Origin of the sequence: Ensifer meliloti (genome assembly GCF_030064585.1) — a bacterium.
Taxonomy (GTDB): domain Bacteria; phylum Pseudomonadota; class Alphaproteobacteria; order Rhizobiales; family Rhizobiaceae; genus Sinorhizobium; species Sinorhizobium meliloti.
The window spans coordinates 1,279,417-1,299,839 of the sequence record NZ_CP120364.1; the positions used below are offsets into that span (position 1 = coordinate 1,279,417).

At 63.0% G+C, this 20,423-nt stretch carries 19 protein-coding genes; 15 read left to right on the forward strand and 4 right to left on the reverse strand.

The genetic code is table 11. The features are described from left to right. Window positions 1-156: 156 nt before the first annotated feature. The 4 genes from PZL22_RS05900 to PZL22_RS05915 form a co-directional block, all read right to left on the reverse strand. On the reverse strand, window positions 157-1,230 hold the full coding sequence (locus tag PZL22_RS05900) for an alcohol dehydrogenase family protein (RefSeq protein ID WP_033048193.1): 1,074 nt from the start codon (window positions 1,228-1,230) through the stop codon (window positions 157-159). A 10-nt stretch (window positions 1,231-1,240) separates the two neighbouring features. Beyond that, the gene (locus PZL22_RS05905) at window positions 1,241-2,617 is read right to left on the reverse strand and encodes an aspartate aminotransferase family protein (RefSeq protein WP_003525879.1); all 1,377 of its coding nucleotides are present in this window, start codon (window positions 2,615-2,617) and stop codon (window positions 1,241-1,243) included. Between the two features lie 117 nt (window positions 2,618-2,734). Continuing rightward, a complete protein-coding gene (locus PZL22_RS05910; protein WP_003525880.1) occupies window positions 2,735-4,231 on the reverse strand; it encodes an NAD-dependent succinate-semialdehyde dehydrogenase in 1,497 nt (498 codons plus the stop codon). A gap of 163 nt (window positions 4,232-4,394) precedes the next feature. After that, a complete protein-coding gene (locus PZL22_RS05915; protein WP_003525883.1) occupies window positions 4,395-4,889 on the reverse strand; it encodes an Lrp/AsnC family transcriptional regulator in 495 nt (164 codons plus the stop codon). A gap of 104 nt (window positions 4,890-4,993) precedes the next feature. Between PZL22_RS05915 and ehuR the strand changes: the two genes are divergently transcribed. From ehuR to PZL22_RS05990, 15 genes are all read left to right on the forward strand, one after another. Further along, window positions 4,994-6,379 (forward strand): MocR-like ectoine utilization transcription factor EhuR, encoded by a 1,386-nt coding sequence (ehuR, locus tag PZL22_RS05920; protein ID WP_284718265.1) that lies wholly within the window; start codon window positions 4,994-4,996, stop codon window positions 6,377-6,379. Window positions 6,380-6,549: 170 nt separating this feature from the next. After that, window positions 6,550-7,335: an ectoine/hydroxyectoine ABC transporter ATP-binding protein EhuA gene (ehuA, locus tag PZL22_RS05925; protein ID WP_003525885.1), complete on the forward strand. Its 786-nt coding sequence runs from the start codon at window positions 6,550-6,552 to the stop codon at window positions 7,333-7,335. Window positions 7,336-7,393: 58 nt separating this feature from the next. Continuing rightward, window positions 7,394-8,245 (forward strand): ectoine/hydroxyectoine ABC transporter substrate-binding protein EhuB, encoded by an 852-nt coding sequence (ehuB, locus tag PZL22_RS05930; RefSeq protein WP_003525887.1) that lies wholly within the window; start codon window positions 7,394-7,396, stop codon window positions 8,243-8,245. A 102-nt stretch (window positions 8,246-8,347) separates the two neighbouring features. Next, the gene (ehuC, locus tag PZL22_RS05935) at window positions 8,348-9,007 is read left to right on the forward strand and encodes an ectoine/hydroxyectoine ABC transporter permease subunit EhuC (protein WP_003525889.1); all 660 of its coding nucleotides are present in this window, start codon (window positions 8,348-8,350) and stop codon (window positions 9,005-9,007) included. 2 nt (window positions 9,008-9,009) lie between these two features. Continuing rightward, window positions 9,010-9,672, forward strand: a complete 663-nt coding sequence (gene ehuD, locus PZL22_RS05940; protein WP_284718266.1) for an ectoine/hydroxyectoine ABC transporter permease subunit EhuD — start codon at window positions 9,010-9,012, stop codon at window positions 9,670-9,672. Further along, window positions 9,672-10,457: an ectoine utilization protein EutA gene (eutA, locus tag PZL22_RS05945; protein WP_003525892.1), complete on the forward strand. Its 786-nt coding sequence runs from the start codon at window positions 9,672-9,674 to the stop codon at window positions 10,455-10,457. Before ehuD ends, eutA begins: the two co-directional genes overlap by 1 nt. Continuing rightward, window positions 10,454-11,458 (forward strand): hydroxyectoine utilization dehydratase EutB, encoded by a 1,005-nt coding sequence (gene eutB / locus PZL22_RS05950; protein ID WP_003525894.1) that lies wholly within the window; start codon window positions 10,454-10,456, stop codon window positions 11,456-11,458. The genes eutA and eutB overlap by 4 nt, the downstream gene beginning before the upstream one ends. After that, a complete protein-coding gene (gene eutC, locus PZL22_RS05955; protein ID WP_003525895.1) occupies window positions 11,455-12,444 on the forward strand; it encodes an ectoine utilization protein EutC in 990 nt (329 codons plus the stop codon). Before eutB ends, eutC begins: the two co-directional genes overlap by 4 nt. A gap of 44 nt (window positions 12,445-12,488) precedes the next feature. Further along, on the forward strand, window positions 12,489-13,670 hold the full coding sequence (gene doeA, locus PZL22_RS05960; protein WP_003525896.1) for an ectoine hydrolase DoeA: 1,182 nt from the start codon (window positions 12,489-12,491) through the stop codon (window positions 13,668-13,670). Between the two features lie 4 nt (window positions 13,671-13,674). Beyond that, window positions 13,675-14,685 (forward strand): N(2)-acetyl-L-2,4-diaminobutanoate deacetylase DoeB, encoded by a 1,011-nt coding sequence (gene doeB, locus PZL22_RS05965; RefSeq protein ID WP_003525897.1) that lies wholly within the window; start codon window positions 13,675-13,677, stop codon window positions 14,683-14,685. A 397-nt stretch (window positions 14,686-15,082) separates the two neighbouring features. Then, window positions 15,083-16,357 (forward strand): MFS transporter, encoded by a 1,275-nt coding sequence (locus PZL22_RS05970; RefSeq protein WP_003525898.1) that lies wholly within the window; start codon window positions 15,083-15,085, stop codon window positions 16,355-16,357. A 195-nt stretch (window positions 16,358-16,552) separates the two neighbouring features. Continuing rightward, the gene (locus tag PZL22_RS05975) at window positions 16,553-17,353 is read left to right on the forward strand and encodes a FadR/GntR family transcriptional regulator (protein WP_013849962.1); all 801 of its coding nucleotides are present in this window, start codon (window positions 16,553-16,555) and stop codon (window positions 17,351-17,353) included. Between the two features lie 38 nt (window positions 17,354-17,391). Then, entirely contained in the window at window positions 17,392-18,366 is a 975-nt protein-coding gene (locus PZL22_RS05980) for a sialic acid TRAP transporter substrate-binding protein SiaP (RefSeq protein ID WP_003525901.1), read from the forward strand. A gap of 67 nt (window positions 18,367-18,433) precedes the next feature. Continuing rightward, the gene (locus PZL22_RS05985) at window positions 18,434-19,006 is read left to right on the forward strand and encodes a TRAP transporter small permease (protein WP_003525902.1); all 573 of its coding nucleotides are present in this window, start codon (window positions 18,434-18,436) and stop codon (window positions 19,004-19,006) included. Between the two features lie 5 nt (window positions 19,007-19,011). Next, window positions 19,012-20,418, forward strand: a complete 1,407-nt coding sequence (locus tag PZL22_RS05990; RefSeq protein ID WP_127614189.1) for a TRAP transporter large permease — start codon at window positions 19,012-19,014, stop codon at window positions 20,416-20,418. Window positions 20,419-20,423 lie beyond the last annotated feature (5 nt).

A 20,423-nucleotide genomic window follows, 5' to 3' on the forward strand; every position in this document is an offset into this window, starting at 1 on the left:
CTTGAGAAGGATTCCTGTATGCAGGGACCTGCTGTGGGAGCAAAGAGTGAAACACTTCTATTCTCCCCCCCTTGTGGGGAGATGCCCGGCAGGGCAGAGGGGGTATATCGTCTGCAACCTGTTCCGTCCCGCTCTGCCGCCCGCGCCGTCGTACCCTTAATCAGGCACGACCACGAGCTTGCCGACGAAGTTCTTCGCCATGAAGTCCGTCTGTGCCCGGTGGAACTCCGATAGCGGATAGATCCCGCCGACGAGCGGCCGGATCTTCTTCTCCTCGATATAGCGGACGAGGCGGCGGAAATCGGCGCGGCTGCCCTGGCTCGATCCGTGCAGTTCCAACTGCTTCAGATACATCGTCCTGAGATCGAGCTGCACGACCGGCCCGGCGATCGCGCCGGCGGTGGTGTAGCGGCCTTCCGGGCGCAGGATCTTCAGGAGGTCGTTGAAGAGGGGACCACCGACGAGGTCGGCGACCACATCGATCGGCCGGCCGCCGCTTGCTGCCTCCACCCCCTCGGTGAGGTCGCCTTGACCGCGGGTCACGACTGCTTCGGCGCCGATTTCGAGCATCGCCGCTTCCTTGCCCGGTCCGGCAACGGCGATCGGAACGGCGCCGCGAGCGCGGGCGAGCTGGACGATCGCGGAGCCGACACCACCCGAGGCGCCGGTCACGAGCACGGTCTCGCCGGCGGCTAGCCGCGCCCGTTCCAGCATCCGCTCGCCGGTGAGATAGGCGCAGCAGAAGGTGGCAAGCTCGACATCGGTCAGGTCGGTTGCGACCACATGGGCGTTTTCGGCCGGAAGCGCCATATATTCGGCATAGCCGCCATCGCGGCCATGACCCATGTAATCGATGTCGGCAAGACTGTCGTCGTCGCGGTTGTAGATCGAGAAGTCGACCATGACGCGCTCACCGATGCGCGCCCGGTCGATGCCCTCGCCGACGGCGACGATATGGCCGACCGTGTCCGTACCCTGAATGCGCGGGAAGGTCAGCGTGTTGCCGTGGCGTCGCCAGGTCGAGACGGCGGACGGATCGTCCTCCGTCCCGTAGGCGCCTTCGCGCACCCAGACGTCCGTGTTGTTCATGCCGCAGGCAGTGACCTTGATCAGCACCTCGCCCGCAGCCGGAGCCGGGACGGGAACGTCCCGGCTGTAGACGAGCTTCTCCAATCCGCCGTGCCCCGTCAAAAGCACCGCGGTCATGGTCTTCGGAACCGAATGCATCATGCCCATTTCCTCAGCGGCCGAGTACGGACTGGATGGCGTCGGCTGCCGCCTTGACGACGATGTCGGCTTCGTCCCGCGTCAGGCAGAGCGGCGGCGCGAAGCCGAGAATGTCACCCTGTGGCATGGCGCGGCCGATGACGCCGCGTTCGAGGAGCGCTGCTGCGACCTGCGGTCCGACCTTGCGGCCCGGATCGAAGAAGGCGCGATCATCGCGGTCCTCGACGAACTCGATCGCCGCCATCAGGCCGTCGCCGCGCACTTCGCCGACATGGCGATGATCGCCCACGGCCTTTTGCAGTTCGGCCCGGAAATAGGCACCCGTTGAGCCGGCATTCTCGACGATGCCGAGTTCGTCGATCAGTTCCAGGTTCGCGATGCCGGCGGCGGCGCAGATCGGATGGGCCGAATAGGTCCAGCCATGGCCGATGGCGCCGAGCTCGTCCGAGCCCTTCACCAGCACCTGCCAGAGCTTGTCGGAGACGATGGTGCCGGAAAGCGGCGCATAGGCCGAGGTCAGGCCCTTGGCGATGGTGATCAGGTCCGGCTTGATGCCGTAATGGTCGGAACCGAACATGGTGCCGAGCCGGCCGAAGCCGGTGACCACCTCGTCGGCGACCAGCAGGATATCGTATTTCTGGAGGACGGCCTGGATCTTCTCCCAATAGCCCTTCGGCGGCGGCACGATGCCGCCGGTGCCGAGGATCGGCTCGCCGATGAAGGCGGCAACGGTGTCCGGACCTTCGGCAAGGATCATCTCTTCCAGCTTGTCGGCACAATACTGCGAGAATTGCTCTTCGCTCATCGAGCGATCGGGACGGCGGAAGTAGTACGGCGCTTCCGTGTGCAGGATCGGCGCCCGCGGCAGGTCGAAGGCGTTGTGGAAGAGATGAAGGCCGGTCAGAGAACCGGTCATCACGCCCGAGCCGTGATAGCCGCGCCAACGCGAGATGATCTTTTTCTTCTCCGGGCGGCCGAGAATGTTGTTGTAATACCAGATCAGCTTGATGTTGGTTTCGTTGGCGTCGGAGCCCGAAAGCCCGAAATAGACGCGGCTCATGCCTTCCGGCGCCCGGTCGATGATCATTTTGGAAAGCCGGATCGACGCTTCAGTGCCGTGGCCCACATAGGCGTGGTAGTAGGCGAGGTTCTTAGCCTGTTCGGCAATCGCGTCGGCGATCTTCTGGCGGCCGTAGCCGACATTGACGCAATAGAGGCCGGCAAAGGCATCGAGGCTGCGCTTGCCGGAAATATCGGTGATGTAAACGCCTTCGCCGCCGCCGATCACCCGGGTCGGGGTCTCGCCGCGCGCATGCATCCCCATATGGGTCGAGGGATGGAAGAAGTGGTCGCGGTCCCAGGCGGTGAGTTCGTTGCTTCTTTCGAGCATGGTCTTTCCTTTCATGAAATCCGGATCATTTCGGCTGAACCGCGAAAACGCTCTTTCGGTCGTTCTCACGCAATTCCAGACGCAAACCGCTACGCAGTATTGCCGGAATTGCTCAGGTCAGGCAGCGGTGTCGATGCAGAGATATTTGAGCTCGGTGAAGGCCTCCATGCCATGGCGGGAGCCTTCCCGGCCGACGCCCGATTGTTTCCAGCCGCCGAAGGGGATCGGGCCGCCGGTGATCTTCACCCGATTGATCGCCACCATACCGTATTGGAGGGCGCGGGCGAGCCGCATCTGGCGGGCCCCGTTTTCGGTCACGACATAGGCGACAAGCCCGTATTCCGTGTCGTTCGCCCGCGCGACTACTTCCTCTTCGCTGTCGAAGGCGGTTACGGCCGCAACGGGGCCGAAGGTCTCCTCACGCATGATCAGCGCGTCGTCGGGCACATCCGTTAGAAGGGTCGGCTGGAAGAAGAGCGGCCCGGCGGCGTGGCGCTTGCCGCCCGCGGCAAGCCTGGCGCCTAACTTCAGAGCATCCGCAACCTGTTCCTCGACCTTGGCGACGGCGCGTTCGTGCATCAACGGACCGATGTCCGTGTCCAGCTCCATCCCGGAACCGACTTTCAAGCCGGCAATTCGTGCGGCAAAAGCTTCCTGGAATGTCTTAAGAACGGGCCGCTCGACGTAGATCCGATTGGCAGCGAGGCAGTCCTGTCCGGAGGTGGCGAACTTCGCGGCGATCGCGATGTCGGCGGCTTTTTCGATATTCGCATCCGCAAAGACGATCAGGGGGGCGTGTCCGCCGAGCTCCATCACCAGCCGCTTCATCGTCGGGGCACATTGGGAGGCGATCAGGCGGCCGATCTCGGTAGAGCCGGTGAAGCTCATGGCGCGCACCCGCGCGTCCTCGCACATTCGTCCGACGATCGTTGCGGCTTTGCCGGTGACGACATTGAAGACGCCTGCGGGAAGGCCGGCTCGCTCGCCGAGTTCGGCGAGCGCGAGAGCCGAAAGAGGGGTTTCGGAGGATGGGTGCGCCACCACGGTGCAGCCTGCGGCAAGGGCGGCGGCCGCCTTCCGGGTGATCATCGCGGAAGGGAAATTCCAGGGCGTGACGATGCCGACGACGCCGAGCGCTTCGCGGCGCACGATCATTTCGGCCCCGGCAAGATGGCTCGTCACGCTTTCGGCATTGAGGCGTTTGCCTTCCTCGGCATACCACTCAATGAAGGATGCCGCGTAGTCGATCTCGCCGCGGGACTCGGCAAGCGGCTTGCCCTGTTCAAGGGTCATCAGCAGGGCGAGATCCTCGCGGGCTTCGAGCATCAGGTCGTGCCATTTGCGCAGGATGGCGGCGCGCGCCTGCGGCAGCATGTTGCGCCAGGACCTGAATGCCTTTTCCGCCGCGTCGATCGCCTCGGAGGTCTGGGCAGCGTCGAGCGAGGCGACGAAGGCGAGGGCAGCGCCGCTGGCCGGGTCGCTCACCTCAAGGCATGTACCGTCCCGGCCGGCAACCCAGCGGCCGCCGACATAGGCTAACTCCCGCAGCAATTGCCGGTCGTTCAGGTTTTTCAACGCGTCGTGAAAGGCTGTGCGCGCAAAGACGGCGGTCATATCGGTTCTCCTCGACTGTTGCGGGAAGAGTGCCATGGTTGTCGAGAGAGATTGTCCAATCGGCGGTGACGGCGGAGAGAGTTTGACCAAAGTGGGGGCACCGGGGAGAGAGATTGTCTATGTGGCGTGCCGATGCGCAGTGGGTGGCTACACCCTCTGCCGATTATTCCTGCCCTGCCGGCGCCTGCGGCAACAGCGAGCCGAACGGCAGCACCGTTTCTTCCTTTACCGTCTTCGTGACGATGTAGGTGAAATAGCGGTCGATACCGAGTTCCCTTTCGAGCAGCCCGTCCACCAGCCGCTGGTAGGCGTCGATGTCCGCCGTCATGATCTTGAGGATATAGTCGACCCCGCCGCCGACCGACCAGCAGGCGACGATCTCGGGAATTGCGGCGATGGCGCGCTCGAACCGATCGAAATCAGCCTGGCGGTGATTGCCGAGCGTCACCTCCATCATCACGCTGGCGACCGGCGCCACGCGGCGCAGCGCAACGCGGGCGTGATAGCCCGTGACGATGCCGGCTTTCTCCAACTTTCTGAGCCGCATCCAGCAGGGCGTCGGCGACAGGCCGGCCTTCTCGGCGAGCGCGAGCTTGGTGATACGCCCGTCGGCCTGGATCGCTTCGAGGATCCGCAGATCGATCGCATCGAGCTTCATTAAGAGGTCCTTCCGTCGGTAGTGGTCACGTCAAAGCCGGGAAATGACATTGGGTGCTCACTTTTACATTGTCAATTGAGCTGATTTTGATCACTGTTCAAATCATGACAAATTGGACGCCCGACACGACACTTCTGCGCCGCCCCGCCTATCTCTCTCTGGCGGACCAGTTCGCCCGCGCCATACAGGAGGGGAGACTCCAGAACGGCATGCGGCTGCCGACGCATCGCAAGCTCGCCGACGATCTGAAACTTTCGGTGCAGACGGTCAGCCGCGCCTATGACGAGCTCATCCGGCGCGGCTTAATCTCCGGCGAGGTCGGACGCGGCAGCTTCGTGCAGACGCGGCCGCGCGAGCCGGAGCCGCCCTATCTGCCGGAGCGCCTTGGCGAATTGATCGATCTTTCGATCCTGAAACCCGTATGCGAGCAGTACCATCTGGAAAAGATGCGGCAGGGTTTTGCTTGGCTTGCCGAGAACCTGCCGCCGAGCTCGGCGCTTTCCTTCCGCCCGAACATGGTGTTCCCGCGTCACCGCAATGTCGCGGCCGAATGGCTCTTGCGCTGCGGGGTCGATGTTTCGCCGCTCAACATCAACCTGACGAACGGCGCCACCTCGGCCATGACCGTGGCGCTGATGAGTGTCGCACCGCCCGGTTCGACGGTCGCGACGGAGGCCATCAGCCATCATACGCTCGTGCCGCTTTCGACCTATCTCGGCATCCACCTTCAGGGTCTCGCGATAGACGGCGACGGCATGATCCCGGATGCGCTGGACGAAGCCTGCCGCAAGGGCGTGATCCGAGCGGTCTTCCTGCAGCCCTCGGTAATCAACCCGACCGCGACCCTGATGAGCGCCGGGCGGCGGGCAGCGCTGGCGGAGGTGGCGCGCCGGCATGACATCGCCATCATCGAAAACGACATTCTCGGTCCCCTGGTGGAGGAACGTTTGCCCCCGGTCGCCGCACTGGCGCCGGAGCGCACGCTTTATGTGACGAGCTTCACCAAGATCACCGTGCCGGGCCTCCGGATCGGCTATCTGGTGGCGCCTGACCGCTACGTGGCCGCCGTCGCCAACCGGCATCTGGTTTCGAACTGGATGGCGACCCCCGCAATTGCAGAGATTGCAACGCAATGGGTGAGCGACGGCACGGCGATCGAGCTCGTGAACTGGCAGCGCCGGGCGCTCGCCGCTCGCCACGCGATCGCCAAGGAGGTTCTGGCAAGCCTTGCCCACCACACCTATCCTCAGAGCTTGCATGTCTGGCTGCCGCTGCCCGAGGGACACCAGGAAGATGCCTTCGTTTCCCAGGCGCGCTTGCGCGGGGTGGCGATTGCGCCGGGTGCGTCCTTCCGGACGGCGGACAGCGGGTGGCGTCCGGCGGTCAGGATATCGCTCGGCTCGACGACCGAGCAGGAGCTAAAGTCCGGGCTCGGCATCGTAGCCTCTCTTGCGCTCGGTGAGCCTGAGGCGCTGCTGCTCGTCATTTGAGGCGAATGCTCAGCTTTTGAGCATCTTTCGAATAATTGTCATGATATTATTATTCACATTGACATGATTTGGGAACCGGATCATCGTTAGGACATTAACGCATGGCGCCCAGAAGTGTGCAGCGGTTTGGAGCGAGGCCATGCGCTTTAGTCTCAAAGGGAGAGGCGTGAATGTCCCAGCCGATCATTCGCATCGACAACATCGTCAAGCGATACGGTCCCCTGACCGTGCTCGACGGCCTGTCGATGGAGGTGATGCCGGGCGAGAAGCTGGCTCTCATCGGGCCGTCCGGCTCGGGTAAGACGACCATCCTTCGCATTCTGATGACGCTCGAGACCATCAGCGACGGCTTCATCCAGGTCGACGGCGAGCAGCTCTATCACATGAAGAAGGCGGGTAGCCTCGTCCCTGCCGACGAGCGGCATCTCCACAAGATGCGCGAGAAGATCGGCATGGTCTTCCAGCATTTCAACCTGTTTCCTCATAAATGCGTTCTCGACAACGTCACGCTGGCGCCGATGCTGACCAAGGGCATGGCGCGCGCTCAGGCGGAAAAGCGCGCGATGGAGCTGCTCGATATGGTGGGCCTGGCCGACAAGGCCAAGAGCATGCCGGCACAGCTTTCCGGCGGGCAGAAGCAGCGCGTTGCGATCGCCCGGGCGCTGGCGCTCTCACCCAAGATCATGCTTTTCGACGAGGTCACCTCCGCGCTCGATCCCGAGCTTGTCGAGGAGGTCCTGAACGTCATGCGCAAGCTCGCGTCCGAGACGGACATGACCATGCTGCTCGTCACCCACGAGATGGGCTTTGCCCATGATTTCGCGGACCGGGTGCTTTTCTTCGACCGCGGCAAGATCGTGGAGGAAGGAAAACCCGAGGACATTTTCCGGCATCCCAAGCAGGAGCGCACACAAACTTTCCTGCGCAAGATCATAGCGGCAGGGCACCGCGTCTAAGCCTCACGGCCGACATTGCCTCAAGGAAAACATCGAGAGAACAGAGGAGTTGGGAACGATGAAACTGAGAGATTTTATGGCAATGGCGGCAGGCGCCACCGCATTGATGGCAGTTGCTGCGGCCACGCCAGCCGCCGCGGACGAGAACAAGCTCGAGGAGCTGAAAGAGCAGGGCTTCGCGCGCATCGCCATCGCCAACGAGCCGCCCTTTACCGCCGTCGGAGCCGATGGCAAGGTCTCCGGTGCTGCACCAGATGTCGCCCGCGAGATCTTCAAGCGGCTCGGCGTTGCCGACGTCGTCGCCTCCATTTCCGAATACGGCGCGATGATCCCGGGCCTGCAGGCCGGGCGCCACGACGCGATCACCGCCGGTCTCTTCATGAAGCCGGAACGATGTGCCGCCGTCGCCTATTCGCAGCCGATCCTCTGCGACGCCGAGGCCTTCGCGCTGAAGAAAGGCAACCCGCTCGGACTCAAGAGCTACAAGGACATCGCCGATAATCCGGACGCCAAGATCGGCGCACCGGGCGGCGGTACCGAGGAGAAGCTGGCGCTCGAAGCCGGCGTGCCGCGCGACCGCGTCATTGTGGTGCCGGATGGCCAGAGCGGCCTGAAGATGCTGCAGGACGGCCGCATCGACGTCTACTCGCTGCCGGTCCTTTCCATCAACGATCTCGTCTCCAAGGCGAACGACCCGAACGTCGAGGTGCTGGCCCCCGTCGAGGGTGCGCCGGTCTATTGCGACGGCGCCGCCTTCAGGAAGGGCGACGAGGCGCTCCGCGACGCCTTCGATGTCGAGCTCGCCAAGCTGAAGGAGTCGGGCGAATTCGCGAAGATCATCGAGCCCTATGGTTTCTCGGCCAAGGCTGCGATGTCGACCACCCGCGAAAAGCTCTGCGCCGCGAAATAAGCCCTGGATGGGGCTTCCCGCCGCCTTCCATTCGCACCGCGCGGAGGAAGGCGGTATGGGGGGCGGCAACCAAGTCGAAACTCTGACTGGAACAACGAAACGATGATCGACTGGTCCGGCTATATCGGATTGATCCTGCAGGGCGCCTGGGTGACCGTGCAGCTGACCCTCATGGGTTCGGCGCTCGCAGTCGTGGTTGCCTTCGCTGCCGGCCTCGGGCGCCTCAGCCGGTTCATGGCCGTTCGCGCGCTCGCCACGACCTATATCGAGTTCTTCCGCGGCACCTCTATCTTTGTGCAGCTCTTCTGGGTCTATTTCGTATTGCCGTTCGCCGGCATAACGTTGACGCCGCTTCAGGCGGGCGTCCTCGCGCTCGGCCTCAATGTCGGCGCCTATGGAGCGGAGGTCGTGCGGGGCGCGGTAAAGGCGATCGGCCGCGAGCAGCGCGAGGCCTGCATCGCGCTCAACCTCACGCGCTTCCAGGCGATGCGCCACATCGTCCTGCCTCAGGCGCTGCCCCTGATGCTGCCCACCTTCGGCAACAACGCCATCGAGCTCCTGAAGGGAACGGCGGTCGTTTCGCTGATCTCGCTCAGCGACATGACGTTTCAGGCCCAGGTGGTCCGCGCCCAGACCGGCAGCACGCTGATCCCCTTCGCGACCATCCTGCTGCTTTACTTCGTCATGGCCTGGCTGATCTCGCTCGGCATGCGGTGGCTCGAGAGGCGCGTTTCGCGTGGCCTCGACGGTGTGAGGGTCTGACCATGGAATGGGATTGGGAATTCGTCCGCCAGATCATGCCGACCCTCATCGAGGGGCTGAAGATCACGATCCTCGCGACGGCGCTCGGCTCGGTCGTCGCAGCGGTGATCGGCCTTGTCTTCGCCATCCTGCGGATGACCGCACCGACTCCGATCGCGCGTGTCACGAGCTTTGCCGTCGAGTTCATCCGCGGCACGCCGCTGCTCGTGCAGCTCTACTTCATCTTCTATGTGCTTCCGGACATCGGAATCCGCCTGCCCGCGCTTGTCGCCGGCGTCATCGGCCTCGGCATCCAGTACGGCACCTATGCCGCCGAGGTCTATCGTGCCGGCATCGAGAACGTGCCGCGCGGCCAATGGGAAGCGGCCAAGGCGACGAACCTCACGGCCCGCCAGACCTGGATACACGTGATCCTGCCTCAGGCGATTCCGCCGATGATACCGGCACTCGCCAATTACCTGATCGCCATGTTCAAGGAAACACCCCTGCTTTCGGCAATCACGGTGCTCGAACTGATGAACCAGGCGAAGAGTATCGCCAACAGTAATTATCGCTATATCGAGCCGATGACGCTGGTCGGCGTGTTCTTCCTGATTATGAGCCTGATCTCGGTCTTCTTCCTGCGCTGGCTTGAAGCGCGCTATTCCCGGGTGGAGGAGCGCTGATGAGAACCGCTGTCGCCCTCTCGCTTGCGGCGCGCAGGCCGCGTCTCGACGATCGGCCGCTCGATAAGCGGATTGGCCTCGTCATCCTCGCCACGGACCATACGACGGAAGTCGATTTCCAGCGCATGGTCGCGTCGGACCGGATCGGGGTCTATGTCACGCGCATCCCCTATGCCAATCCGGTGACGCCGGAGAATCTGCGGGCGATGCAGCCGTCGCTCACCGAAGCGGCAGCCTTGATCCTGCCGGACGAGACCCTGGATGTCGTCATGTATTCCTGCACCTCGGCCTCCGTGGTTATCGGCGACAGCGAAGTGGCTGCGGCGATCAAGGCCGCAAAGCCGGAGGCGGCCGTGGTGACGCCGACTGCTGCCTCGGTCCAAGGCTTGCGTGCACTTAGCGCAAACAGGATTTCGGTGCTCACCCCTTACACGATCGAGACCAGCCGGCCCATGGCCGACTATTTCGCCGAGCGCGGCTTCGCAATCGACGGGTTTACCTGCCTGGGTCTCACCGACGACCGCGAGATGGCGCGGATCAGCCCAAAGGAGATCGTGGCCTTCGCGAAGGAAGCCGCAGCGCCGGCATCGGACGCGCTTTTCATTTCCTGCACTGCTGTTCGTGCGGCAGGCGTCATCGCCGAAATCGAGCAGGCAATCGGCAAGCCGGTCGTCAGCAGCAATTACGCCACCGCCTGGGCTTGCCTGCGCCTTTGCGGCGATCGGGAAGCACGCCCCCAACTCGGACGGCTGATGGAGCTGCCACTCGAGGAGGAAAGGCCGTGAGCGTTTCTCTCCCCGTGACGATCGACGACATCGAGGTGGCGGCACGGCGCATTTCCGGCCGTGTACTTACGACGCCGCTGGCAATGTCGGGCTCGTTGAGCGAGCTCTGCGGCGTGCCGGTCGGCTTAAAGCTCGAGCACCACCAGACGACCGGTAGCTTCAAGCTGCGCGGCGCGACCAATGCAGTGCTTTCGCTTTCTGCCGGCGACCGGGCGCTCGGCGTAATCGCGGCCTCGACCGGCAATCATGGCCGGGCACTTGCCCATGCGGCAAAGGCGGAAGGCTCGGTCGCTACGATCTGCATGTCGCACCTGGTGCCCGTGAACAAGGTCTCCGAAATCAGACGCCTCGGCGCCAATGTGCGGATTGTCGGCAATTCCCAGGACGAGGCGCAGGAAGAAGTCGAAAGACTCGTTGCGGAAAATGGTCTCGTGATGGTGCCGCCCTTCGACCATCCGGCGATCGTCGCCGGGCAGGGGACGCTCGGACTCGAGGTCGTGGCGCAGATGCCAGACGTTGCCATGGTGCTTGTACCGGTGTCGGGTGGTGGACTGGCAGCCGGAGTGGCGGCAGCGGTCAAGGCGCGCAGACCGGCGACGCGTGTCATAGGCCTGACGATGGAGCGCGGTGCGGCGATGAAGGCGAGCTTCGCCGCCGGCGGACCCGCGCTCGTCGATGAACAACCGAGCCTTGCGGACTCGCTCGGCGGCGGCATCGGCCTCGACAATCGCGTCACATTCCGCATGTGCCGGGAGCTCCTCGACGACATAATCCTCCTGACGGAAGCCGAAATCGCCGCCGGCATGCGCCACGCCTATGCCGAGGAGCGCGAGATCGTCGAAGGGGCGGGCGCCGTCGGCATTTCGGCGCTTCTCGCCGGCAAGATCAAGGACATCGACGGCCCCATCGCGGTTATTATCTCGGGGCGCAACGTCGACATGGACCTGCACCTGCGCGTGATGAACGGCGAAACGGACCCATTCCGCGAGGAGGCGGCATGACACGGATGAAGATTCTGACCGAGGCGGAATTGCGCGGCATCGTGCCGCTCGATCGCGAAGCGGTTGCCTGCGTCGAGGATGCCTTTCGCGCTCTCGCCACCAAGGCGGTGGCGATGCCGCCGATCCTGAGGCTCGATATTCCGGAGCATCGCGGCGAGGTGGACGTCAAGACGGCCTATGTGCCGGGGCTGGACGGCTTTGCGATCAAGATCAGCCCGGGCTTCTTCGACAATCCGAAAATCGGCCTGCCGAGCACCAACGGCATGATGGTGCTCCTGTCCAGCAAAACCGGGCTGGTGCAGGCACTGCTGCTCGACAACGGCTATCTGACCGACGTGCGGACGGCGGCGGCAGGGGCGGTCGCGGCGAGACGTCTGTCGCGGGAAGATTCCTCGGTGGCCGCGGTCTTCGGCGCCGGCATGCAGGCAAGGCTTCAGCTCGAAGCGCTCGCGCTCGTGCGCCCGATCCGGGAAGCGCGGATCTGGGCCCGCGATGCGGCCAAGGCTGAAGCGGCAGCCATTGCGCTTGGCGGGAAGCTCGGCTTTGCGGTCAAGGCCGAAACCGATCCGAGAGCGGCCATCACTGGCGCCGATATCATCGTTACCACGACGCCGTCCGGGACGCCGGTCCTCAAAGCCGAATGGCTCGAGCCGGGGCAGCACGTCACCGCCATGGGTTCGGACGCTGAACACAAGAACGAGATCGATCCGCACGCGATCGCCCGTGCGACTTACGTCGCCGACAGCCTCAGACAGACGCGCCGGCTCGGAGAGCTGCATCACGCGATTGCCGCTCATCTCATGTCGGCGGAGGCCGAGTTCCCCGAACTCGGCCAGGTGATCGCCGGGCTGAAACCCGGACGCACGCGCGCCGACGAAATCACCATTGCCGACCTGACCGGCACCGGCATCCAGGACACCGCCATCGCCACGCTCGCCTTCGCGCGGGCCAACGCGGCGGACGCAGGTACGACATTCGAAAGTTGAGACCGGCTTCCCCGGAACGGGGCCAGAAGAACGAGGGAAGAGACATGACCCAACCCAACCTCAAATTCTCCCTTGGGGAATATGAAGCGCGGCTTGCGAAGACCCGAAAGGCGATGGAGGCGAAAGGCGTCGACCTCCTGATCGTGAGCGATCCGTCCAACATGGCCTGGCTCACCGGCTATGACGGCTGGTCCTTCTACGTGCATCAGGCGGTCATCGTGCCGCCTTCGGGCGAACCGATCTGGTTCGGCCGCGGCCAGGATGCGAATGGCGCGAAGCTGACTGCCTATCTCGATCACAAGAATATCGTCGGCTATCCCGACCACTACGTGCAGTCAACCGAACGCCACCCGATGGACTATCTCTCGGGCATTCTCGCCGATCGCGGCCTTGGTTCGCTCAGCATCGGTGTCGAAATGGACAACTACTGGTTCTCGGCAGCCGCCTTCGCCTCGCTGCAGAAACACCTGCCCAATGCGCGTTTCAGCGACGCGACGGCGCTGGTGAACTGGCAGCGCGCGGTCAAGAGCGAGACCGAGATCAAGTACATGCGCAACGCGGCGCGGATCGTCGAAGCGATGCATCAGCGCATCTTCGACAAGATCGAAGTGGGCATGCGCAAGTGCGACCTCGTGGCGGAAATCTACGATGCAGGTACGCGCGGCGTCGACGGCATCGGCGGCGACTATCCGGCGATCGTGCCGCTTCTTCCTTCCGGCGTCGAGGCATCCGCGCCGCATCTCACCTGGGACGACCGGCCGTTGAAACGGGGCGAGGGCACCTTTTTCGAGATCGCCGGCTGCTACAACCGCTATCACGTGCCGCTGTCGCGCACGGTGTTCCTGGGTAAGCCGACCCAGGCCTTCCTCGACGCCGAGAAGGCGACAATCGAGGGTATGGAGGCGGGCCTCGCCGTCGCCAAACCCGGCAACACCTGCGAGGACATCGCGAACGCCTTCTTCACCGTGCTGAAGAAATACGGGATCGTCAAGGACAACCGCACGGGCTACCCGATCGGTCTTTCCTATCCGCCGGATTGGGGCGAGCGCACGATGAGCCTGCGTCCGGGCGACAAGACGGAACTGAAGCCGGGGATGACATTCCACTTCATGACGGGGCTCTGGCTCGAGGACATGGGCTTCGAAACCACCGAGAGCATTCTCATCACCGAGAGCGGTGTCGAGTGCCTCGCCTCCGTGCCGCGCAAGCTGATGGTCAAGGACTGAGAGGATGAGGGAGCACCACTTGCGGCCGTCGCCGATCAGCGCGACGGTCGATTTCGAGGCCAATGGCGTCCAGCATGGCTTCCTGCGCCTTCCCTATAGCCGCGATGATTCCGCCTGGGGTTCGGTGATGATTCCGATTACCGTGGTCAAGAACGGGGAGGGCCCGACCGCCCTCCTCACGGGCGGCAATCACGGCGATGAATACGAGGGGCCGATCGCTCTCTTCGATCTCGCGCGAAAGCTGGATGCTTCCGACGTCGAGGGAAGAGTGATCATCGTTCCGGCGATGAATTATCCTGCCTTCCAGGCGCAGACACGGACATCACCGATCGACAAGGGCAACATGAACCGCAGTTTCCCGGGGAGGCCGGATGGAACAGTCACCGAGAAAATCGCGGATTACTTCCAGCGTGTCCTGCTGCCGCTCGCCGACATCGTGCTCGATTTTCATTCGGGCGGAAAGACGCTCGACTTCCTGCCGTTCTGCGCGGCGCACATCCTGCCCGACAAGGCCCAGGAAGCGAAAGCTTTCGACTTCGTCCGGGCGTTCGGAGCGCCCTATTCCATGACGATGCTGGAGATCGACGCGGTCGGAATGTACGACACCGCGGCCGAGGAGATGGGCAAGATCTTCATCACGACGGAGCTCGGCGGTGGCGGTTCGGCGACTGCCAGGACCGCTTCAGTCGCAAAGCGCGGTGTCGCGAACGTGCTGAGGCATGCCGGGATACTCAAGGGCGAGATCGAGGCGGAACCCACCAAATGGCTGGATATGCCGAGCGACGATTGTTTCGCTTTCGCGGAGGATGGCGGTCTCGTCGAGTTCCTCATCGACCTTGGCGGAGCGGTCGACCGCGGCGCAGCGATCGCGCTAATCTATCCGATCGGACGCACGGGCGTGGAACCGATCGAGGTTCGAGCCAAGATGGATGGCGTTCTGGTGGCCCGACATAACCCCGGGCTGATCAAGTCGGGCGACTGCTGCGCGGTCCTGGGTGTTGAGGTGCAGATTTAACCCGCAGTCGTCGGACTTCTTGCAAGGGACCCGCCGCCGGACTTGCTCCGTACGGCGGGTCTTTGCCTATCTGCGAAGCGCAAATGCGGCCTGCACGATAATTGGGCATGGCGTGGCGGGCGGCCCAATTTTTGACCATGCCATCAAGGTGCATGAAAGCCGCGCCGAATAAACTTTTGAATTCTCTCCCGCTTTCCGGGGCTTTCGGTTTGGCACGCTGCTTGCATACATTCTTTTGAGCCCGAGCAAACCACCGGTGGCGTCCAATGTCGCGCGCCATGAGCAAGGTTGCTGGAGAGGATCGATGCGCCCGTTTGGGTGAGCGCGATGCCTGCTCGCGGCTGTTCCCCATGATCAACGACGCGTATCGCGCGAGGATATCGCGCAGGGAGATATCATGTCCGCTCTTCACCAGACGCAGTCGACCTACAAGGGCGCACCAGGACGCGCTTTGTGGGTCTCAACGGGTGCATTTACGGTTTGTTTCGCCATATGGACCATTTTTTCGATCATCGGCGTGCGCATAAAGGATGAACTCGGCCTGAGTGAAGCCGAGTTCGGGCTCCTGATCGGCATGCCGATCCTGACGGGCTCGCTCGTCCGCATCGTCCTGGGCATCTGGACCAGCCGCTATGGCGGCCGCCTCGTCTACACGCTCACCATGCTGGCGGCAGCACTCGCCACCTTCCTGCTCGCTTATGCTACGACCTATCCGCAGATGCTCCTCGCAGGGCTGGGTGTCGGTCTGGCGGGAGGCTCTTTTGCCGTGGGGGTCGCCTATGTTTCGCCTTTCTTTCCGCCGGAAAAACAGGGCACCGCTCTCGGGATTTTCGGTGCCGGCAACGTCGGCGCCGCGGTCACGAAATTTCTGGCGCCATTCGTTCTCGTCGCCTTCGGCTGGCAGGCCGTCGCGGAGGTCTGGGCGGCCGCGCTTCTCGTCACGGCGGTCGTCTTCTGGTTCTCGACGGAAGACGATCCGCAATTCCGCGCCCGCCGCGATGTCGGTGCACCAAGGAAGAGCTTCCTGAGTGAATTCGAGCCACTCAAGAACATTCAGGTCTGGCGCTTCTCGCTCTACTACTTCTTTGCCTTCGGCGGCTTCGTGGCGCTCGCGCTCTGGCTGCCGCGCTATCTCGTCGGCGTCTACGGTTTCGACATCGAGACCGCCGGCATGATCGCCGCCGCCTATTCCATTCCCGGCAGTATCTTCCGCGCCTATGGCGGCGCTTTGTCGGACAAGCTCGGCGCCCGCAGGATCATGTATGCCATGTTCGCCGTGTCTGCCGTCGCAACGGCCATTCTGTCGATACCTGCAGGTGCTGCCGGCGGTGCGATGCCGATCCTGGTTACCCCGATCGTCTTCGTCGTCGTGACCTTCGTGCTCGGCTTCGTCATGAGCCTCGGCAAGGCAGCGGTCTACAAGCACATACCCGTCTATTATCCCTCCCATGTGGGCGCCGTCGGCGGCATCGTCGGCATGATGGGCGGGCTCGGCGGCTTCGTCCTGCCGATCGCCTTCGGCTTCCTCAAGGATGTGACCGGCCTTTGGTCCAGCTGCTTCATGCTGCTCTTTGTCATCGTAGCCGTCTCCATGGTCTGGATGAATGTCTCGATCCGGCAGATCAAGCGCGAGGCCGACCGAGGTGTCCCGGCCGGGGCGCTTGCGCGATAGCCGCTCGAATCGACGCTCCGCCGGCCGTCTTGGCCGGCAGATCGATGCGTCGCGATACCCACTTCCCTGCAGGGATAGCCAATTCCCTGCCGACTGCCCGGCCATTCAGTGCCGGGCATTTTTTGTTGGAGGGCGGAACTTGTCGTGAGGCGCTGCAGCAGTCACCGTTGACTCGACCGCAAGCACGAGTAAAGTATGGGGAATTGGTATGACCACTTGGCCACCTGGCCGCAGGTCGCCTCAACGGGGATCATGATGTTCTCTGCCGTGGAATCGCGTCGCCTCTATCGCCAGGTGGCGGATCAGATGCGAGCCCTGATCGAAAGGGGCGAATTGGCGCACGGTTCGCGGCTTCCGGCGGAGCGCGAGCTGGCGCAGATGTTCGGCGTGTCGCGACCCACCATCCGAGAAGCATTGATAGTCCTCGAGGTGGAAGGCTTCATCGACATCCGCATGGGTTCGGGCATCTATGTGACGGCGCGTCCGGCGCCTGCGGCCGATGCGCCGCCCGAGGATTTCGAAGGTCCCTTCGAATTGTTGCGGGCCAGGGCAGTGGTCGAATGCGCCATCGCCGAGGAAGCGGCCCGGCTGGCACGCCCGGAGCATATTTCCGTTCTCGACGACAATCTGGCCCGGATGGCCGCCGCACTCGAGGATCGCCGCCTGGCGCTTGCGATCGATCGCGAGTTTCACGTTATCGTTTCGAGCATCATCGCCAATCAGACGCTGAACCGTTTCGTCGGCAGCATCCACGACATGCGCATGACGCCCTATTTCGAAAAGCTCGCGAGCTATTTCGAAAACACCGAGACCTGGAGGGCCGCGATGGAGGAGCATCGCGTCATTCGCGACGCGATCGCACTCGGGGATCCCGCTGCCGCGCGCGCAGCCATGCGCGCGCATCTCGATCAATCTCAGCTTCGCCTGTCCGCGAGCTTCGGAGAGGAGCCATCTGACAGCACGATACCCGCCGCGTGGAGGCGCGTCGGGCGGTAATCCACACAGCGACGACTTCACTTTGGGAGGAGGAAAAGATGACGATCAGACTGTTGACGCTACTCGGTGCCACCGCGACGATCCTGGCATCGGCCCTATCGGCTCATGCCCAGACGGCGCTCAAATGGGCCCATGTCTACGAAACGTCGGAGCCGTTCCATACCGAGTCCGTCTGGGCGGCGGAAGAGATCGCCAAGCGCACCGAAGGGCGTTACAAGATCGACGTGTTCCCGGCGTCGCAGCTCGGCAAGGAAGCGGATATCAATCAGGGCCTGAAGCTCGGCACCGTCGATATCATCATTTCGGGCTCGAGCTTCGCCGCCCGCGATCATGCGCCGATCGGCGTCACCTATTTTCCCTATATCTTCCGCGACCCCGCCCATATGATCGCCTATACCAAGAGCGACGTATTCAAGCGCCTGGCCGCGGGATATGAGGAGGCTTCGGGCAACCACATCACGGCCGTCACCTATTACGGTACGCGCCACACCACATCGAACAGGCCGATCGCCAAATGCGCCGACATGCAGGGCCTGAAAATGCGTGTACCGGATGTTCCGGCCTACCTCGCCATGCCGCGGGCCTGCGGTGCCAACACCACGCCGATCGCCTTTGCCGAGGTCTATCTCGCGCTCCAGAACGGCACCGTCGAAGCTCAGGAAAATCCGCTGACGACGATCGAGGCGAAAAAGTTCTTCGAAGTGCAGAAGCATATCGTGCTGACGGGCCACATCGTCGATCATCTGAACACGGTCGTTTCGAAGAACCTCTGGTCGCAGCTCTCCGATGCCGACAAGCAGATCTTCACCGAGGTGATGCAGGAGGCGGCCGTGCGTGCCACCAAGATCATCGAAGAGCGCGAGAAGGAGCTCGTCGCCACCTTCAAGGAGCGCGGCATCGAAGTGACCGAGGTCGACAGGGCCGACTTCGAGAAGACCGTCAATGAAAAGGTGAAGCTCGAAGACTTCGGCTACAACAAGGAAGATTGGGAGGCTATCCGCGCGATCAAGTGAACCACTCTCGCCGGCTCGCCTTCCATGGCGGGCCGGCGTTTCGTTTTTCCAGACGCCGGATGATGCCATGTCCCAGGAAGTCCATTTGCAAACGACGCCAGAAGAAATCGCCCATGCCTTCGACGAGGCCCCGCCGGCCGCGGATCTCTCCAACTATGCCTTCGAGGATTGGGTGACGCTCGCCGTCTTCTGGCTGATGGCCGGATGCGTGTTTCTGCAGTTCTTCACCCGTTACGTGCTCAACGATTCCTATGCCTGGACGGAGGAAATCGCCACGAACTGCCTGATCGGCGTCGTGTTTCTGGGCTCCGTCATGTGCGTGCGCCTATCGCGCCACATCCAGGTCGACGTGCTCTATCATTATCTGCCGCTACCCGTCGCCCGAGCCCTGGCGATCTTCGTGGATCTCGTTCGCATCGTCTTCTTCGCCTATGCCTGCTGGCTGATGTGGCGCTACGTGGCTATCGTCGCCCACGAACGCATGGTCACAGTAGACCTGCCGCGCAACATCGTCTTCTATAGCGTGATGGCCGGTTTCGTGCTGATGCTGATCCGCTCCATCCAGGTCTTCGTGGCCAATCAGCGCCGCGGCTATTCGGTTCTCGAAAAGCCCGAGGAATTCCACAAGGTCGAGGACTGATCCCCATGCTCCTGCTCGTCGGTTCCTTTCTCGTACTCATGCTGGTCGGCGTCCCCGTCGCCATCTCCATGGCCGCAGCGTCGGTGCTCTATCTGGTCTCCTACAATGTCGCCCCCGACATCATCGCGGCGCAGCGGATGATTGCCGGCGTCGAAAGCTTTCCGCTGCTTGCGGTGCCTTTTTTCATCCTCGCTGGCAACCTCATGAACTCCGCCGGCGTCACTGGCCGCATCTATTCCTTCGCGGTCGCCCTCGTCGGCTGGATGAAGGGCGGGCTGGCACAGGTCAACATCGTCGGCTCGGTGATCTTCTCCGGCATGTCGGGCACCGCGCTTGCGGACGCCGCCGGCATCGGCACGATCGAGATCAAGGCGATGAAGGACCACGGCTATCCGGTCGATGCGGCGGTCGGCGTTACCGCCGCCTCGGCGACGCTTGGACCCATCTTCCCGCCGTCGCTGCCCTTCGTCATCTACGGCATGATGGCGAACGTCTCCATCGGCGCGCTGTTCATGGCCGGTGTCGTGCCGGGCGTGGTGATGACGGTGCTGATGATGCTGACGGTGGCGATCTTCGCCTACAAGCGCGGCTGGGGCTCGGATACGCCTTTCGAAATGAAGCGGCTGCTTGCGGCCTCGCTCGAGGTCGTCGTCGTGCTTGCCGTTCCGCTTTTCATCTATCTTCTGATGTCGGCCGGACTGTCGATGAACCTTGCGGTCGGCATCGCGCTCGTGGTGCTGCTTGCCCTCGACTGGTATTTTGACTTCTCCGCCGTCATGGCGCTGATGACCCCCATCATTCTGATCGGCGGCATGACCATGGGGTGGTTTACGCCGACGGAAGCGGCCGTCGCCGCCGTGATCTGGTCGCTGTTCCTGGGCCTGGTGCGCTACCGGACGATGACGATGTCGACGCTCGCCCGGGCGACTTTCGACACGATCGAGACGACGGCATCGGTGCTCTTCATCGTCACGGCGGCCTCGATCTTCGCATGGCTCCTGACAGTCAGTCAGGCCGCGCAGATGCTCTCCGGCGCGATCCTGACGATCACCGACAACAAATGGGTTTTCCTCATCCTGGTGAACCTTCTGATGCTCTTCGTCGGCTGTTTTCTCGATACGATCGCGGCGATCACCATATTGGTGCCCATCCTTCTGCCATTGACCGCCCAGTTCGGAATCGATCCCGTGCATTTCGGCCTGATCATGACGCTCAACCTGATGATCGGCCTGCTTCACCCTCCGCTCGGCATGGTGCTCTTCGTGCTGTCGCGGGTGGCGAAGCTCTCGGTCGAACGGACGACGATGGCGATCCTGCCGTGGCTCGTGCCGCTGTTCATCGCTCTCATTCTGATCACCTTCGTTCCGGCTGTCGTATTGTGGCTGCCGCAGTCCGTTGGACTGATCCGCTGATGTCG

Bases quoted from the DNA above. Each gene is read 5' to 3' on its own strand.
- PZL22_RS05900 (WP_033048193.1), bottom strand. From the start codon at position 1,230: ATGATGCATTCGGTTCCGAAGACCATGACCGCGGTGCTTTTGACGGGG.
- PZL22_RS05905 (WP_003525879.1), bottom strand. From the start codon at position 2,617: ATGCTCGAAAGAAGCAACGAACTCACCGCCTGGGACCGCGACCACTTC.
- PZL22_RS05910 (WP_003525880.1), bottom strand. From the start codon at position 4,231: ATGACCGCCGTCTTTGCGCGCACAGCCTTTCACGACGCGTTGAAAAAC.
- PZL22_RS05915 (WP_003525883.1), bottom strand. From the start codon at position 4,889: ATGAAGCTCGATGCGATCGATCTGCGGATCCTCGAAGCGATCCAGGCC.
- ehuR (WP_284718265.1), top strand. From the start codon at position 4,994: ATGACAAATTGGACGCCCGACACGACACTTCTGCGCCGCCCCGCCTAT.
- ehuA (WP_003525885.1), top strand. From the start codon at position 6,550: ATGTCCCAGCCGATCATTCGCATCGACAACATCGTCAAGCGATACGGT.
- ehuB (WP_003525887.1), top strand. From the start codon at position 7,394: ATGAAACTGAGAGATTTTATGGCAATGGCGGCAGGCGCCACCGCATTG.
- ehuC (WP_003525889.1), top strand. From the start codon at position 8,348: ATGATCGACTGGTCCGGCTATATCGGATTGATCCTGCAGGGCGCCTGG.
- ehuD (WP_284718266.1), top strand. From the start codon at position 9,010: ATGGAATGGGATTGGGAATTCGTCCGCCAGATCATGCCGACCCTCATC.
- eutA (WP_003525892.1), top strand. From the start codon at position 9,672: ATGAGAACCGCTGTCGCCCTCTCGCTTGCGGCGCGCAGGCCGCGTCTC.
- eutC (WP_003525895.1), top strand. From the start codon at position 11,455: ATGACACGGATGAAGATTCTGACCGAGGCGGAATTGCGCGGCATCGTG.
- doeA (WP_003525896.1), top strand. From the start codon at position 12,489: ATGACCCAACCCAACCTCAAATTCTCCCTTGGGGAATATGAAGCGCGG.
- doeB (WP_003525897.1), top strand. From the start codon at position 13,675: ATGAGGGAGCACCACTTGCGGCCGTCGCCGATCAGCGCGACGGTCGAT.
- PZL22_RS05970 (WP_003525898.1), top strand. From the start codon at position 15,083: ATGTCCGCTCTTCACCAGACGCAGTCGACCTACAAGGGCGCACCAGGA.
- PZL22_RS05975 (WP_013849962.1), top strand. From the start codon at position 16,553: ATGGGGAATTGGTATGACCACTTGGCCACCTGGCCGCAGGTCGCCTCA.
- PZL22_RS05980 (WP_003525901.1), top strand. From the start codon at position 17,392: ATGACGATCAGACTGTTGACGCTACTCGGTGCCACCGCGACGATCCTG.
- PZL22_RS05985 (WP_003525902.1), top strand. From the start codon at position 18,434: ATGTCCCAGGAAGTCCATTTGCAAACGACGCCAGAAGAAATCGCCCAT.
- PZL22_RS05990 (WP_127614189.1), top strand. From the start codon at position 19,012: ATGCTCCTGCTCGTCGGTTCCTTTCTCGTACTCATGCTGGTCGGCGTC.